This window comes from Alloalcanivorax sp. (assembly GCF_964221125.1).
Taxonomy (GTDB): Bacteria; Pseudomonadota; Gammaproteobacteria; order Pseudomonadales; family Alcanivoracaceae; genus Alloalcanivorax; species Alloalcanivorax venustensis.
In genome coordinates, this window is record NZ_CAXPXK010000048.1 from 20,233 (window position 1) to 34,771 (window position 14,539).

Consider the following 14,539-nt stretch of genomic DNA (forward strand, 5'->3'; position numbering starts at 1 on the left):
GCGTGATGGGGGAAAGAACGATGGTGCCCTGACGCCGGATTGCCGGCGTCGGGCAGGTGGGGTATCAGAGGTTTTCCTGCGCCCAGTTCACCGCCTGCAGGCGGTTGGAGGCATTGATCTTCTTGAAGATGTTGTAGATGTGAGTCTTGATGGTGTGCGGGCTGAGGTTGAGCACCGTGGCGATTTCCGAATTCTTGGCGCCGGTGGCCATCACCTTGAGCACTTCGATCTCGCGGTCGGTAAGGTTCACCTCGTTGCGGCCGAAGGTCTTGTTGAAGGCGCGGCTTTTCACCAGGTATTGCTGCAACACCTTGCGCGGGAACCACAGCTCGCCCTCGAACATCGACTTGATGCCCTTGGTCAGCAGCCCCTGCGGGCAGTCATGCTGAAAGCCGCCGTTGACCATCGGCAGGCCCGCCAGGCGCGACAGGTCATCGTCGTCGTCGACATTGAACACGCCGATCAGAATTTCGCTGTCGAGACGCTTGTCCGTTTCCAGCAGGCGAGTGATGACGTCATTCACATCCACGGAATGGAAATCCACCAGGAACAGATTCTGCTCCACGGCGCGCAGGTCGTCTTCGTGGACCTGGTCCACCGACTTCACCGCGCTGGCGGTAATCGACGCTTTGTCGAGGAACTCCGTGAGCAGCGCGTTCTGAAGATGCTGGCCGCCGACCACGTACACCTTTTGTGATTCTTGAGTGTCCATTAATTCGTCCATGATGCGTCCCGTGTACCGGGAGGTTGTGTCCCGCGAGGGGGATACGAAAAAAAACTGATTCAAGGGGCCAATTTATCATCGCATTGGCGGGGGTTCAATTTACCATTATACGGCGGTCGCGGGGAACGTCTGCCCGATGGCCACTGGGCGGAACGGCTTAGACCCGGATTCCGGCGGCGACCTGCCCATCATCACCCGACGCGGGATTGAATCTGGTACACTCGCCGTCCCTTTGTGTATCACCGATGTTGGACCATGACGGACGCTTCCCGGGCCGCGCTGCGGCGCACTGAATTGACCACCACCGGCTCCCTGGCAGCGATTTTCGCCCTGCGCATGTTCGGGCTGTTCATGCTCCTGCCGGTGTTCGCCGTCTACGGCGCCGAACTGGACGGGGCCACCCCGCTGCTGATCGGCACCGCCATCGGCGCCTACGGCCTGATGCAGGCCCTGCTGCAGATTCCCTTCGGCATGCTGTCGGACCGCTTCGGCCGCCGCCCTCTGTTGCTGATCGGCCTGCTGCTGTTCGTCATCGGCGGGGCGGTGGCGGCGCTCAGCGACAGCATCCACGGCGTTATTCTGGGCCGGGCGCTGCAGGGCGCCGGGGCCATCGCCAGCGTGATCATGGCGCTGATCGGCGACGTGGTCAGCGAGCAGCGCCGCACCCGCGCCATGGCGCTGATCGGCATGGCGGTGGGCTCCTCCTTTATCCTCGCCCTGATCCTGGGGCCGCTGCTGGCCCGCTGGCTGGGGCTGAGCGGCCTGTTCTGGTTCACCGTGGTGCTGGGTCTGGCGGCGATGCTGGTGGCGGTCTGGGTGCCCTCGCCCAGGGTGCGCAGCAGTGAACCGCTGCCCGCCGCGCAGCGCTTCCGCACCGTGCTGGGCGATCCGGTGCTGCGCCGCCTGGATGTGGGCATCCTGGTGCTGCACATGACCATGACCGCGTCGTTCGTGGTGCTGCCGCAACTGCTCAAGCAGCGTCTCGGGCTGTCGCTGGAACAGCACAGCCTGCTGTATCTGGTGGTGCTGGTGGGCGGCTTTCTGGCCATGGTACCTCTGATCATCGCCGCCGAGCGTCGCGGTGCCATGCCCATCAAGCGCGTGGCCGTGGGCCTGCTGATCGTCGCTGAAATCCTGCTGGCGCTGGCCGGCAATACACTGTGGCACTTCGTGCTGGCGTTGTTCGTTTATTTCATGGCCTTCAATCTGCTCGAGGCGCTGCTGCCCTCGCTGGTGGGCCGCGCCGCCCCCGCCGGCACCCGCGGCACCGCCATGGGCGTTTACTCCACCAGCCAGTTCCTGGGCGTGTTCATCGGCGGCCAGCTGGGCGGCGCCCTGTATCAGTGGGTGGGCGCCGAAGCGGTGTTCCTGGGCAGCGCGGTTATCGCCGTGGGCTGGCTGCTGTACTTGCGCGGCATGGGCGAATTGCCCAAGCTCGACAATCGCGTGATTCGCCTGGCGAGTGCCCAGGATTGGGATCAGGCGGCATCGCGGTTGCGCTCGGTGCCCGGCGTATTGGAGGCGGTGGTGGTCGCCGAACAGCGCCTGGCGCTGCTGAAAGTGGACAATAAGTTGTTGGATGAGGACGCGCTCACGGCGCTCAGCGCCGAGGTCCAGGAGCCGCGGGCCTGACGGTTTGGGCGGGCGCCGCCGCCGGGGGTTTCAAGCGCGGCCAAAGCTGCCACAATAACCGGTCTGCTTTTTACCGCACCGGCACCGCCGGTGCCGTCCCATTGATATATCAGTCGTTTAGAGACGTGCCGTTATAGGCCGTTACAGAGAGAGGGAGCGAACAGCCATGGCGAGAGGCGTCAATAAAGTCATTCTGATCGGTAACCTGGGCGCCGACCCGGAAACCCGGTTCATGCCCAGCGGCGGCGCGGTCACCAACATCCGTTTGGCGACCAGCGAAACCTGGAAGGATCGGCAGACCGGTCAGCAGCAGGAACGCACCGAATGGCACCGGGTGGTGTTCTTCAACAAGCTTGGCGAGATCGCCGGCGAGTATCTCAAGAAGGGCAGCAAGGTGTACGTGGAAGGTTCCATCCGCACCCGCAAGTGGCAGGGGCAGGACGGCCAGGACCGCTACACCACGGAAATCGTCGCCAATGAGATGCAGATGCTCGATGGCCGTGGCGGCGGCGGTGACGGCGGCGGCTACCAGAACCAGGGCGGCGGCCAGCCCACCGGCTACGAGAACCAGGACTACGACTATGGTCAGCAGGGCGGTGGTGATCAACGCGCCAAGCCGGCCGGTGGCCAGCAGGGCGGTGGTTTCAGCGGCCCGGCCGATGATTTCGACGACGATATTCCGTTCTAACGTGGGGCTGTGATGCGCTGGTTCGCTTTGGGGGCGGTGTTTGTCGCCAGCCTGGTGGTTTTTTTAGTGGCTCTGATGCCGGCGGCGCTGGTGATCGACAAAGTGCCGGCGTTGCGTCCCGGGGGCGCGCCGCTGGTGTTGTCCGACGCTCGCGGCCCCTGGTGGGACGCCGACGTCCGGGCGCGCTGGCGTGATCAGCAGGGTCGTCTGAGCTGGGAACTGAATTGGCACGGCCTGACCCCCGGGGTGGATTTGTCCCTGTCCGCCGGCGAGTTGCAGGCGCGCGGCTGGCTGGGCGCCGCCTGGGGCGACTGGCGTCTGGAGCAGTGGCGCGCGCAGGTGCCGGTGGCCATGGTCAGCCGACAGGTGCCGCAAGGCGATGCCGATGGTACCGTGTCACTTTCCTTGCTGGTATTGGAACTCGTCGATGAGAACGTGGTCGATGCCAAAGGGACGCTTGATTACAGCGGCGGCACGGTGAGCTGGGGTCGCGACGGCTCGGCCAGTGTGCCGCCCCTGGACGGCCGGCTGACGATGTCGGAGAGCGGCCCCCGGCTTACCGTGACCGGCCCCGAGCAGCAGCAGCTGGTTCTGGCGAGCCTGGAAGACAAGACATTGAGCGTGCAGGTGCGCCGGGCCTGGCCGCAATTGCTGGGCGTCAGCCAGGGTGGGGACCCTTCCGATGTGGTCTTCCGCATGCGCCGGCCTTTGACCCTGGGGCGGCCGGGCTGAGCGCCTCTGCATAACAAACGGTCGGAAAGACCGTGTATAAATTGGCCAGGGACGGTCGGCTCTCTATACTCGGGATTCGATGCCGGCGGGCCGGGATAACGATAAACAGGATTGATGGCTTTATGATTCAGTGGGCCCGGAGGGGAAACCGACAAAAAGGGGAGCGTTGGCTGCGCGCCATTCTGGCTCTTTTGTTGGTGGTGTTTCTCGCCTATGTGATTGCCCGCACCGTCTGGATGCTCTGGTACGGCCCCCGGGACAGCGTGCCCGAATCCGATCTTAAGCAGGTTGCGGTGGCCGGCTCCCAGCAGGGTAACTCGGAGATTTCTTCCTCCCAGGTGCAAAGCTGGAACCTTTTCGGTGTCTACCAGGCGGAGCCCGGCGCCAAGGACGACCGGCCGGTGGATGCGCCGGACACCCGTTTAAGTCTGGAGCTGTTGGGGCTGTTCCAGACCCGCGACCGGGACCAGTCGTCCGCGATCATCGCGGAAAAGGGCAAGGACGCGGAACTGTTTCATATTGGTGACGCGATTCCCGGTAATGCTGAGCTGGAAGACATCTACGCCGACCGCGTCATCCTGCGGCGGCAGGGGCGCCTGGAAACGTTGCGCCTGAACGAAATCAAAGGGCTGTCCGGCGGTGGCGTGACGCAGGTGAACGAGCCGGCGCCGCAGACACAGGCGCCGAGCCCGCAAACCGATCTGGCCCAGCAGCGCACCGCGTTGATCCGGCAACTGGGGCTGCAGCCGGTCAGTGAGGGCGGCACCGAGGGGTATAGAATCGGCGAGCAGGCGCCCAAGCAGTTAATTGAACAAGTGGGGCTGAATCAGGGGGACGTGGTGGTCTCGGTGAACGGCTACCCGCTTGGCGATGAAGAGAGTGATCTGGCGGCATTGCAGTCCTATCTGGACAGTCAGGCCGCATCCATAGTCGTGCAGCGCGGCGAACAGGAATTTACCGTGAACTATCCACCGTGAGAAGCCTATGAAGTCGGCCCTGAAAACAATAATCGCAGTGCTAACGCTGAGCCTGGCTCTCGGCGCCCATGCCCAGCAGCAGGCTCAGGTGGAGCAGTCCGGCGATGGCAAGAACTGGACGGTGAATATCCGCAACGCGGACATTCAGGCGTTCATCAACCAGGTCGCGGAAATGACCGGGAAGAACTTTGTCGTCGACCCGCGGGTACGCGCCCGTGACGTGACTGTCATTTCCAACCAGCCCCTGACCTCCGACGAAGTCTATGAGCTGTTCCTGTCGGTGCTTCAGGTCCACGGCTATGCCGCGGTGCCGTCCGGCGGGGTGATCAAGATCGTCACCAACACCACCGCCAAGCAGAGCAACCTGCCGCTGACCGCCAACGCCGGCAGCGTGGACGGCGAAGAGCTGATCACCCAGGTGATCGCGGTGGACAACTCGCCGGTGGAGGAGCTGGTGCCGGTGCTGCGACCGCTGGTGCCGCAATACGGCCATCTGGCGGCGGTGGGCTCCGCCAACGCGCTGATCATCAGCGACCACGCCGACAACATTCAGCGCATGCGCGCCATCATCAACAGCCTCGACAACGCGGAAAGCGACGAAGTGGAAATCGTTCAGCTTGAGCACGCGTTCGCGGGCAACATGGTGTCCCTGCTTGAAGAGCTGACCACTTCGTCCGCGGCCGGTAATAACCGGCGTGGCGGCGCCCAGGGCGGCGCCACCATGGTCGCCGATGAGCGCACCAATCGGTTGATCATCAAGGGCGACCGCGGCACCCGCGCCCGCCTGATGCCGCTGATCCGGCAACTGGACAGCCCCTCCAGCGCCGCCGGCGGCGTGCAGGTGGTCCGGCTCAGCCACGGTGACTCGGAAAAAATGGCGGAATTGCTGAAGAATTTCGCCGCCGGCGCCTCGGCGGTTCGCCAGGGCAGCGAGGAAGGTGGCGCGGCCAGCTCGCGCACCTCCGATGGCGAAGGCGGGGTGTCGATTCAGTCGGACGAGTCCCTCAACGCTCTGGTGATCCGGGCCGAGCCGGAGATGATGAAAGAACTGCAGTCGGTGATCAGCCAGCTGGACGTGCGGCGCGCCCAGATTCTGATCGAGGCGGCCATCGTTGAAGTGACCGGCGACAAGGCCGACAACCTGGGCTTCCAGTACCTGGCCGGCGACCTGGAAAACGGGGTCGGCGCGGTGAACTTCGGTGGCAACGGCATCAGTGTGCAGTCCCTGTTGCAGGCGGTGATCACCGAAGACCCCTCCAATATCACTCTGGGCGACGGCATCGCCGCCGGCTTCGGGGAAACCGACGCGGACGGCGATCTGGAGTGGGGCGCGCTGGTGCAGGCGCTGGCCTCCACCACCAACACCAACCTGCTGTCCACGCCCAGCATCCTCACCCTGGACAACCAGGAAGCGTCGATCATCGTCGGTGAGAACGTGCCGTTCGTGACCGGCCAGGCGTCCAGCACCGGGTCCGGCGTGTCCAACCCGTTCACCACCATTCAGCGTGAGGACGTGGGCCTGACCTTGAAAGTCACGCCCCACGTCGCCGGCCTTGACACCATTCGCCTGGAACTCGAGCAGGAGACCTCGGCGGTGAAGGATTCCGTCGGCGACGCGGTGGACATCATCACCACCAAGCGCCAGCTTAATACCACGGTGCTGGCGGACGACGGCGAGACCATCGCCCTGGGCGGCCTGATTTCCGACGACGTCCAGGAAACCGTGCGCAAGGTGCCGCTGCTCGGCGACATTCCGCTGCTCGGCTTCCTGTTCCGCTCCACCTCCGAGAGCCACGTAAAGCGCAACCTGATGGTGTTCATCAAACCCACCGTGCTGGCCGACAACGATCGTCTGGTGGATATGACCCGCGAGAAATACATGGGCGTCACCGCCATGCAGTTCCGGGTCAACGATGACGGTGATCTGGTTCGCGAGGTTCAGTTCCCGTTGCCGGTGAAGCTGGAAAACCTGTTCGAAGGGCGTTCACCGGTTTCCGATGATTACGAGCGGGCTTATAAGGCGCAGCAGGAAAAACGCGAAGAGGACTCCGCCACGCCGCCCACCTCCGGGCCGGTGACCGATACCGAGGGCGTGGTGCCCGGGGAAGAAGAGGAGCCCGCCGCCCGCGATGAGGAGGCGGACCAGGCCGAAGACGAGGCCCGCGAGCCTTCCGCCACCCGGACGCCGCAACCGGTTGAGCCGGCCCCGGCGCCCGCGCCGGCGGCCCCCGAGCCGGTCGAGGAATCGACGGTGGCGGCCTCGCGGGCCGAGCCGGAGGCGGCGAACGCCAGCCAGTGCCGGCCGCCCTGGTGCTAGCCGGCGGTCGCTAGGGGGTGTTCAGGGATTCCAGGTTTCTGATCACCCGCTCGCTGCGCTCCAGTTTTTTCTGTAATTCCACGTTGTCCGGGTCCAGCGGGGCCACCCGCTGCCACAGCTGGTGGGCGGCCCGGTATTCGCCCTTGGCGTAAAGCGCTTCCCCCTGGGCCATGGTCCGGGCGAAGCGGTCCCGCGACCAGCGCTTCACTTGCTCGCGCATGGTGTCCAGGTAGCCGCCATCGTGCTGCGCCAGGTAAGTGCGGGCGGCCAGCAGGTCCTCCAGGCGACCGGTTTGTTGATACCGTGAAATCAGCGCTTCGGCGTGCTGGTAACGGGTTTCCTGACGCGCGTCCCGGGCCCGGTCTCGGGCGCTGTCGAGGGTCTTGCGCGCGCGTTTCAAGGAGGCCGGCTGGCTGCGGTCCGGCGTCAGCCGTTGTGCCATCTCCAGGGAGACCAGTGCCTGGCGCCACAGCGCCTGGTCGGCGTAGGCGTCGCCCAGTTCGGTGAGGCCGTCGCTCACCTGTTGGCGCAGCCGCGCGCGCTGATCCAGAATTCTCGCCGCCCGGCGGTCATCATGGTGGGCCAGGTCCCGGTCCAGCTCATCGGTGTCCAGCAGCGCCTTCGCCTGGGCCAGATACCACTGGTTAAGGCGTTCGCGCAGCGCCCGTGCCTCGCGCTCCCGCAATTGCGCCAGCAGAGAGTTCACCGGTTCCGGTTCCGCCACGCGGTCGCCGGTATCCTCCAGCAGCTGATACGCCTGCCCCCAGTCTTCCCGGGCCGACAGATCCCGGGCCAGGGCCAGTCTTTCCTGGCGGTATTCCCGGCTTGCCTGCAGCACCCCCTGGCGTTGCTCGGTGAGCAGGCCGTATTGGGGATGGCTCTGGTCGGTGCGGTCGATGATGTCCAGGGCGTCCCGGTAGCGGTGCTCCTGCAGCGCGTCACCCACCCGGTCGGCGGGATCCGAGAACGGCAGCAATGAGGCGCAGCCGGGCAGTATCAATACCGCCCCCAGGCCCAGCGTCGCCCGCCAGGTGCCCCGCTTAAGAGGATTCACGGTCGGCCTCCGCGCTGATTTCGGCAAGGAATTGGGCAATGCGTTGTTCCATCAGCGTTTCCGACAGGGCGTGCACGCCGTCCACCCGGAAGGTGCCTACCGGCTCCTGGCGGCCGCGCACCCGCATGGCGCCGTACTCGGTGGCGCGCACCCGGGAGCCGATATTGGGATCCGCCATGATTGTCGAGGCGGCGATGATTTCGCCGGCGCCGGCCATGTTGGACAGCCGCGAGGCCAGATTCACCGTGTCGCCCACCACCGTGTATTGCATGCGCTCCCTGGAACCGAGATTGCCGGCCAGCATGGCCCCGGAATTCATACCGATGCGGAATTCCACGGTGGTCAGGCCGCGCGCGTCGCGGTATTCGTTGAGACGGGTCACCAGCCGCTGAATCATCACCGCGCAGCACAGACCGTGGAAAAGGTGCTCGGAATCCTCCTCGGGCACCCCGAACACGATCATCGCGCAATCGCCCATGTACTTGTCGATGGTGCCCCGGTAGAAATCGGAAGCGGCGCTGATGGCATCGAAGTAGACGTTGAGCATGTCCGCCACCGCTTCCGGCGCCAGACTTTCGGAAAGCCGGGTAAAGCCGACGATGTCGGCGAACACCACCGTGGCGGTGACGTCGCGCCCGCCCAGGGTGACCTGGTCCAGGTTGGCCATCATCTTGCGCGCCACCGACGGACTCACGAAGCGCTGCAGCACACGCTCCACCTGGTCTTTCTCCAGCATGCCGTGGGCCATGCCGTTGTAGGCCTCGATCAGATGGCCGATCTCGTCATTACGGCGTTCCTGGATCCGGTATTGCAGGTCGCCCTTGCGCATGGCGCTGGTGGCGGCGAGCAGATTGTGGATCGGCTGGGCCAGCCGCCGGCTGATCAGGAAGGAGGCGATGATCGCCAGCACGCCCATCGCCAGGGTGGCGGTGATCAGGGTGTTGCGCACCTCGCGCTGGGCCAGGGTGATGGAGCGGTCCGACAGGGTCACCGCCACCGATCCTGCCAGGTTATCGTTGACGCGCACCGGCGCGAAGTAGGTGCTCATGGCGTTTTCCCCGAGCCCGCCCCAGCGGCGCACTTCCGTGGAGGACGGGGCGCTGGCCGGCGGTTGCACCCCGGCCTGATCGATCGGCTGGCCCTCCCGGTTGAACAGCGCGGCGCCGGCGATGCTGTCGCTGCGCACCAGGTTGTTGATATGCACCTTGAGCAGGAAGCGGTCCTCGGCAAGCAGCGGTTCGCGGGCGGTATGCGCCAGCTGGGTGGCGATGGCGTTGCCGAAGCTGTCCGCCTGGTCGCGCATACGCTGCAGCTGATTGTTAAGCAGAATGAACGCCAGCAATGTCATACCGATCAGGATCAGCGCCGAAATCGACAGACCCATCTTCCAGGCCACCGGGAAATATTCCGGAATATAGGGCTGGATCAAGGCGTCAAAGCGCGCTTTCCAGGAAGCTTTCGGCTGGTTGGCAGGTGATGCGGGCATGGGAGCTTGAGGCTCTTGTCAGGAACAGTATCCAGTGTCACATTGCCAGACTGGCCCGAGGGAAACCAGACGTTTAACCACCATCTGCGAAGACTGAACACGACATGGCATTTATCCGCGAACGGCGCCTGGCCGCCAATGGAATGGACTTCTTCATCGCCGAGGCCGGCGAACCCGGGGCGCCGTTGGTGCTTTGCCTGCACGGTTTCCCGGAATGCTGGGCCTCCTGGCGTTATCAGCTGCCGGCGCTGGCGCAATCCGGGTACCACGCGGTGGCCCCGGACCTGCGCGGCTACGGTGAAACCGGCGGCCCCGCCGAGGTGGACGCCTACCGGCAAAGCCGGCTGGTGGCCGACGTGGTGGCGTTGATCGAGGCCCTGGGCGCCGACCAGGCGGTGCTGATCGGCCACGACTGGGGCTGCGCTCTGGCCTGGCAGGTGGCCCGCCGCCATCCGGATCGGGTCGCCGCCGTGGTGGGGCTGTCGGTGCCGTACGGCGGCCCGTCGCCGAAGCCGCCCACCGAAGCGATGCGCGACCTGTTCCGCGATCACTTCTTTTACATGCTCTACTTCCAGCGCCCGCAAACCCCGGAGCAGGAGCTGGAAGCCGATGTGGAGGACAGCCTGCGGCGCATGTTCCACAGCCTCTCCGCGGATGGCATCGAGGATTTTTCCGTGGCGCCGGACAGCACCGGGGTGTTGCAGGCCATGCAACCGCCGCCTTCGCCGCCGCGCTGGATGCGCGACGAGGATCTCGCCTACTACGTGGCCCGCTTTGAAAAGACCGGCTTCACCGGTGCCCTGAACTGGTACCGGGCCATGGACGCGTCCTGGGAAGAGAGCCGCGACGACGACAACTGGACCATCACGGCGCCGGTCCTGTTTCTCGGCGGCATGCAGGACCCGGTGCTGCTGTTCGGGCAAAAAGCCCTGACGCGCATGCCCGACTATGTGCCGGACCTGCGCACCGTGGTGCTCGACCAGTGCGGCCACTGGATTCAAATGGAGCAGGCCTCCGAGGTGAACCGGGAAATCCTCGGTTTCCTGGAAGAGATCTCGCCTAGACGCTGATCGGCACGCCGTGATCGTCGCGGTCGGTGAGAATCTCGAAAGCGGCGCCGTGCTCGCTGTGCAACACCTCCTCATGGCCCGAGCGGATCACCGACACCCGCGCGCGGGCCAGTTTACTGTTAAGACAGGTTTTATTGCCGCCCGGCGGGTTGTAGTAGGTGAGGGCGGTGAAGGCCTCGCGCGGCGCGTCGATGTCCACCCGCAGCTGGTTGTCACCGGCACGGCACTCGAGCCGCCACTGGAAGAACCGGTAGCGACCCCGTGAGCGCAGCGCCTGGCCGACCCGGTTGAAAGCGTAAGTCCGCCCGTCCAGCCGCAGCACCGCCAGACTCAGCCAGGGTGTGGGCACGGGCCCGAACCAGACCCGTGCCGTGGCGCACTCGAGAAAGGCGTCCGGGCGGCCGTCGAAGGCGGCCACCTGGCCCCAGGCGTACTGGTCGGTGTGGCGCTTTCCCCAATTATGGTTTTCGCTGCCGGGCCAGTGTTCCAACTGCATGGCGTCGCCATCCACCCGAACCTGGCCGGACACGCGCACCGCCGGCCGGCTGACCAGCGACTTGGCCTTGGGAAAGCCGGCCCGGTAGCGGTCTTCCGGCAACAACAGCAGCGGCTCCTGGCCGCCCTGGTAGCGCAGGTCCCACTCGATGCGGTGGCCGTTGAGCGAGGCGCCGCCGTGCAGCTTGCCCGGTTCCAGCCGGTTGTCGCCGATCTCCACCGCCAGGCGGTCGGCGGCCACCAGACAGTGCTCCAGAGGAAACTCTTCCTTCACCGCCACCTGGCGTTCGCCGTCGAACCAGACCGCCCAGATCTCGCCGAGGCGCCGCCCGCCGTCGGCGGCGATGAACTGGGTATAGCGTATCCACAGCGCGCGCCGGCGGTAGGGGTCGTTGGCGCGCACGAACCAGGATTCGTAGTGCCCGCCCTGGCCTGGGTACTGGTTGCCGTGGAACGGGATCATGATGCCGCATCCTGATACGCGTGGCGCTCGTCCACCAGCCGCAGGGCCTTGAAGGGGAACGCCAGCATGCTGTCCCGGTACGCCACCCGGGCTTTGCCCACCGGCCGGTCCGCCTGGTAGACCGTGAGCGGGCAGGTGATCAGGGATTGAATCCAGCCGCCCTGACCGTATTGCTTTTGTCCCTCGGCGTAGAGCTCGCCCAGCTCCGGGTGACGGAAGCGCAGCCAGTAATGGGGCCCGCTCAAGCGGATTCTCAATTCGCCCTCGCAGGGGCATTGATGATCGCCGAGGCGCGCGGTGCCGCGAAAATAGCGCGGCGCGCCGAGGCTGAAGATGCGCGTTGTGAAAGCGCGAATCGTAAAGCTGAACGGACGCTCGACGCCGTCGCTGTCCAGAGCCAGCCAGCCGCTCATGGATTCCTTGAGTAGTAGTCCCAGTGTCATGCTTGGTGCTCCTGTAGATGGTCGGCCAACCGGGCCGCGGCCCGGCCGGCCAGGGCCATGATGGTGACCTGGGGATTGGCGCCCAGGCTGGAAGGCACCGCCGACCCGTCCATGACATAGAGGCCCTGGCGGCCATGGACCCGGTGCTGCGCATCGCAGACGCCGTCGTCCGGGTCCCGCCCCAGGCGCGCGGTGCCCAGCGGGTGATAGGCGGTGATCAGAAAGTCGCGGGGTTTGAGCGGGCCGGCCAGAAAGCGCTCCAGCTCCGCCACGCTATGCAGGCGCTGAAGGCCGTCCAGGCCCGGCACCAGAACCTCGCGGGCGCCGGCGGCGAAGTAGATGCGCGCCAGCGTGTCCACGCCGCGCAGAAACTGCGCGAAGTCCCGGTCGTTCATGCGGTAGCGGATCAGCGGCCAGTCCCGGTGGGGCCCGCGCCGCACGCGCCCCTGGGAGGTGTCGCGGATCATAAAGCCGAAGTAGGCGGTCTGCTGGTAGTCCTCGGTGAAGCGCACCCAGTCCGCGCCGTAAAGGTTGTTCAGCAGGCTGTGTCCCGCCAGCGGTACGCTGCCGCCTTCGAACATCAAACCCTGCTTGCCCCAATCGGTGACGCCGAAGCCCTGCGGAATGCTGCGGCTGTTGGCGAAGTCCCGGTCCGGGAAAATCGCGTTGACCACGCCGGCCGGGTGCAGGGTGAGGTGGCGGCCCAGATGGCGGTTGCGGATGCCCTGGTCACGCAGGAACAACGGCGTAAAGAAGGTCCCCATGGCGGCCACCACGGCGCGGCTTTTCACCGTTAACCGGATCGAGCGGCCGTCCCGGTTACGGCCCCGGGCGGTCATGCCGGTGACCCGGTCGCCGTGCCAGTGCAGGCGTTCCGCCCGGAACCCGGAGAACAGGAAGGCGCCGCGGTCCAGCGCCCGGGGTATGTAGCTCACGTTGGTGGACTGCTTGGCGTCCGTGGGGCAGCCGAACTGGCACAGCCCCTGGCCGTCGCAGCCCTCGGCGTTGCGGTTGAGCGGGTGGCGCTGCCGGAACCCCAGCGCCTCGGCGCCGCGATCGATGACGTCGCCGATGGCCCCCACGTGTTCGGGTTTGGCGGCCTGCACCTTGAGCACCTCTTCCACCTGTTCGAACCAGGGCGTCATCGCTTCAGCACTGAAGTCGCCCAGCCCGCGGGCCTGCCAGTCGGCCAGTACCTCCTCCGGGGTGCGCATGCAGGTGCCGGAATTGATGGTGGTGGTACCGCCCACGTTGCGGCCCACCGGCACCGGAATAATGGCGTTGCCGGTGGCGCAGTTGCTGCCCAGCGCCCGGTACAGCTTGGGAATCACCTCGGTGAGCCGGCCGTTGAAATGGGAGCGGTCGTAGTACTGGCCCTCTTCCACGATCACCACGGCCAGGCCGCGGCTGGCCAGCTCGTAGGCGGCCGACGCGCCGCCGGCGCCGCTGCCGATCACCACCACGTCCGCTTCCAATTCCATATCCTCGGCGCAATCCCCGGCGGCGGTGATCTGCTGCTGCCAGCGGAAATGTTCCACCTGGCTGGGCACCTGCACCGGTGGCCGGCAGCCGGTGCGCGCTTCCACGTCGCGGTCAAACACATAGTGCGCCTTGAGCGGCAGGCTCACGGCGCGCAAGAGCTTACCGGACACCGGGGTGCGGGACAGCCGGTCGAGAAAACGGGCCCGGTGGGGCGGGTCGCCACGGTGGAAACGCCGGCCATGGCGGAGCAGGTGGCGGGCGTCCAGCCACAGCAGCCCGAGCCGCAGCGCCCGCGCCAGCAAAGCATGCTCGCCGACACGGGTGAGCAGCGCCTCGGCGTCCGCTGCCGGCAGGGTCCGGCCGGCGGGAAACAGGGACGCGGTCAGCGCCCGGGCGGTGGGGTTGCGGGTGAGAGCGGTTTGGTCAGCCATGCCGGCAGTGTGGGGCCTTCCCCGGTGCCGCGCTTGACCCGGACCACAGTGGCACCCTGCGGGCCGGGTCAAGCGGGCGTGGGCTGCCCGCTATCTGATCTGGATCAAGAGCGGCGGTCCCGGCTTTAGGCATTATGGCTTCGGGGCGTCACGCCCCGCTGCGTATGCTTCCGGGTCACCCCGGTCTGCGGCCCCGCTTCGGCGGGGCTTTTTTTATGCTTTCCCGGTTCAGCGGGGCTTGTCGCGCAGCAGTTGGAAACTGGTGTTGACGATCAGTTCGGAGGTCTTCGGCAGTATCTGGTACATCACCTGGGAGGCCAGTCCAAACGCCGGCACCTTGCGCTTCGGGCGGGTGACGATGGCTTCGCACAGCCAGTCCACGGCGCGTTCTTCGCTCATGGCCGGTACATAGCGGTAAATGGCGGTGGGCGCGATCATCGGCGTGCGCACCAGCGGATAATTCATCAGGGTGAATTCCACGCCGGTGTGCACCAGCTCGTTCTGGGCCGCCAGGGTCCAGCCTTCCAGCGCCGATTTGGAGCCCA

At 65.9% G+C, this 14,539-nt stretch carries 12 protein-coding genes and 1 pseudogene; 6 read left to right on the forward strand and 7 right to left on the reverse strand.

The window, feature by feature from the left end:
• Window positions 1-64 precede the first annotated feature (64 nt).
• On the reverse strand, window positions 65-724 hold the full coding sequence (locus tag ACEQZD_RS06225; protein ID WP_228548133.1) for a LuxR C-terminal-related transcriptional regulator: 660 nt from the start codon (window positions 722-724) through the stop codon (window positions 65-67).
• 255 nt (window positions 725-979) lie between these two features.
• Between ACEQZD_RS06225 and ACEQZD_RS06230 the strand changes: the two genes are divergently transcribed.
• From ACEQZD_RS06230 to gspD, 5 genes are all read left to right on the forward strand, one after another.
• Window positions 980-2,356, forward strand: a complete 1,377-nt coding sequence (locus ACEQZD_RS06230; protein ID WP_194856576.1) for an MFS transporter — start codon at window positions 980-982, stop codon at window positions 2,354-2,356.
• Window positions 2,357-2,522: 166 nt separating this feature from the next.
• Window positions 2,523-3,044: a single-stranded DNA-binding protein gene (gene ssb / locus ACEQZD_RS06235; RefSeq protein ID WP_370184605.1), complete on the forward strand. Its 522-nt coding sequence runs from the start codon at window positions 2,523-2,525 to the stop codon at window positions 3,042-3,044.
• Window positions 3,045-3,056: 12 nt separating this feature from the next.
• Window positions 3,057-3,776 carry a type II secretion system protein N gene (gspN, locus tag ACEQZD_RS06240; RefSeq protein WP_142949685.1) on the forward strand — a complete coding sequence of 240 codons (720 nt, stop codon included), beginning with the start codon at window positions 3,057-3,059 and terminating at the stop codon, window positions 3,774-3,776.
• Between the two features lie 122 nt (window positions 3,777-3,898).
• Entirely contained in the window at window positions 3,899-4,753 is an 855-nt protein-coding gene (gene gspC / locus ACEQZD_RS06245; protein ID WP_194856574.1) for a type II secretion system protein GspC, read from the forward strand.
• A gap of 7 nt (window positions 4,754-4,760) precedes the next feature.
• Window positions 4,761-7,070: a type II secretion system secretin GspD gene (gene gspD / locus ACEQZD_RS06250; RefSeq protein ID WP_335629386.1), complete on the forward strand. Its 2,310-nt coding sequence runs from the start codon at window positions 4,761-4,763 to the stop codon at window positions 7,068-7,070.
• A gap of 10 nt (window positions 7,071-7,080) precedes the next feature.
• Here the strand turns inward: gspD and ACEQZD_RS06255 are convergent, their stop codons facing one another.
• Window positions 7,081-8,124: a hypothetical protein gene (locus tag ACEQZD_RS06255; protein WP_370184607.1), complete on the reverse strand. Its 1,044-nt coding sequence runs from the start codon at window positions 8,122-8,124 to the stop codon at window positions 7,081-7,083.
• Window positions 8,111-9,610 carry an adenylate/guanylate cyclase domain-containing protein gene (locus tag ACEQZD_RS06260; protein ID WP_370184608.1) on the reverse strand — a complete coding sequence of 500 codons (1,500 nt, stop codon included), beginning with the start codon at window positions 9,608-9,610 and terminating at the stop codon, window positions 8,111-8,113. Before ACEQZD_RS06260 ends, ACEQZD_RS06255 begins: the two co-directional genes overlap by 14 nt.
• 104 nt (window positions 9,611-9,714) lie before the next feature.
• Here ACEQZD_RS06260 and ACEQZD_RS06265 point away from each other — a divergent pair, with 104 nt between their 5' ends.
• Window positions 9,715-10,680: an alpha/beta fold hydrolase gene (locus ACEQZD_RS06265; RefSeq protein ID WP_370184610.1), complete on the forward strand. Its 966-nt coding sequence runs from the start codon at window positions 9,715-9,717 to the stop codon at window positions 10,678-10,680.
• Here ACEQZD_RS06265 and ACEQZD_RS06270 read toward each other — a convergent pair.
• The 4 genes and pseudogenes from ACEQZD_RS06270 to ACEQZD_RS06285 all read right to left on the reverse strand — a co-directional run.
• Entirely contained in the window at window positions 10,670-11,638 is a 969-nt protein-coding gene (locus tag ACEQZD_RS06270; RefSeq protein WP_142949680.1) for a hypothetical protein, read from the reverse strand. The genes ACEQZD_RS06265 and ACEQZD_RS06270 overlap by 11 nt on opposite strands.
• The gene (locus tag ACEQZD_RS06275) at window positions 11,635-12,081 is read right to left on the reverse strand and encodes a hypothetical protein (protein ID WP_370184612.1); all 447 of its coding nucleotides are present in this window, start codon (window positions 12,079-12,081) and stop codon (window positions 11,635-11,637) included. The genes ACEQZD_RS06270 and ACEQZD_RS06275 overlap by 4 nt, the downstream gene beginning before the upstream one ends.
• The gene (locus ACEQZD_RS06280; protein ID WP_370184614.1) at window positions 12,078-13,994 is read right to left on the reverse strand and encodes an FAD-dependent oxidoreductase; all 1,917 of its coding nucleotides are present in this window, start codon (window positions 13,992-13,994) and stop codon (window positions 12,078-12,080) included. Before ACEQZD_RS06280 ends, ACEQZD_RS06275 begins: the two co-directional genes overlap by 4 nt.
• Window positions 13,995-14,222: 228 nt before the next feature.
• Window positions 14,223-14,539 (reverse strand): annotated as a pseudogene (locus ACEQZD_RS06285) (NAD-dependent epimerase); the annotation flags it as partial.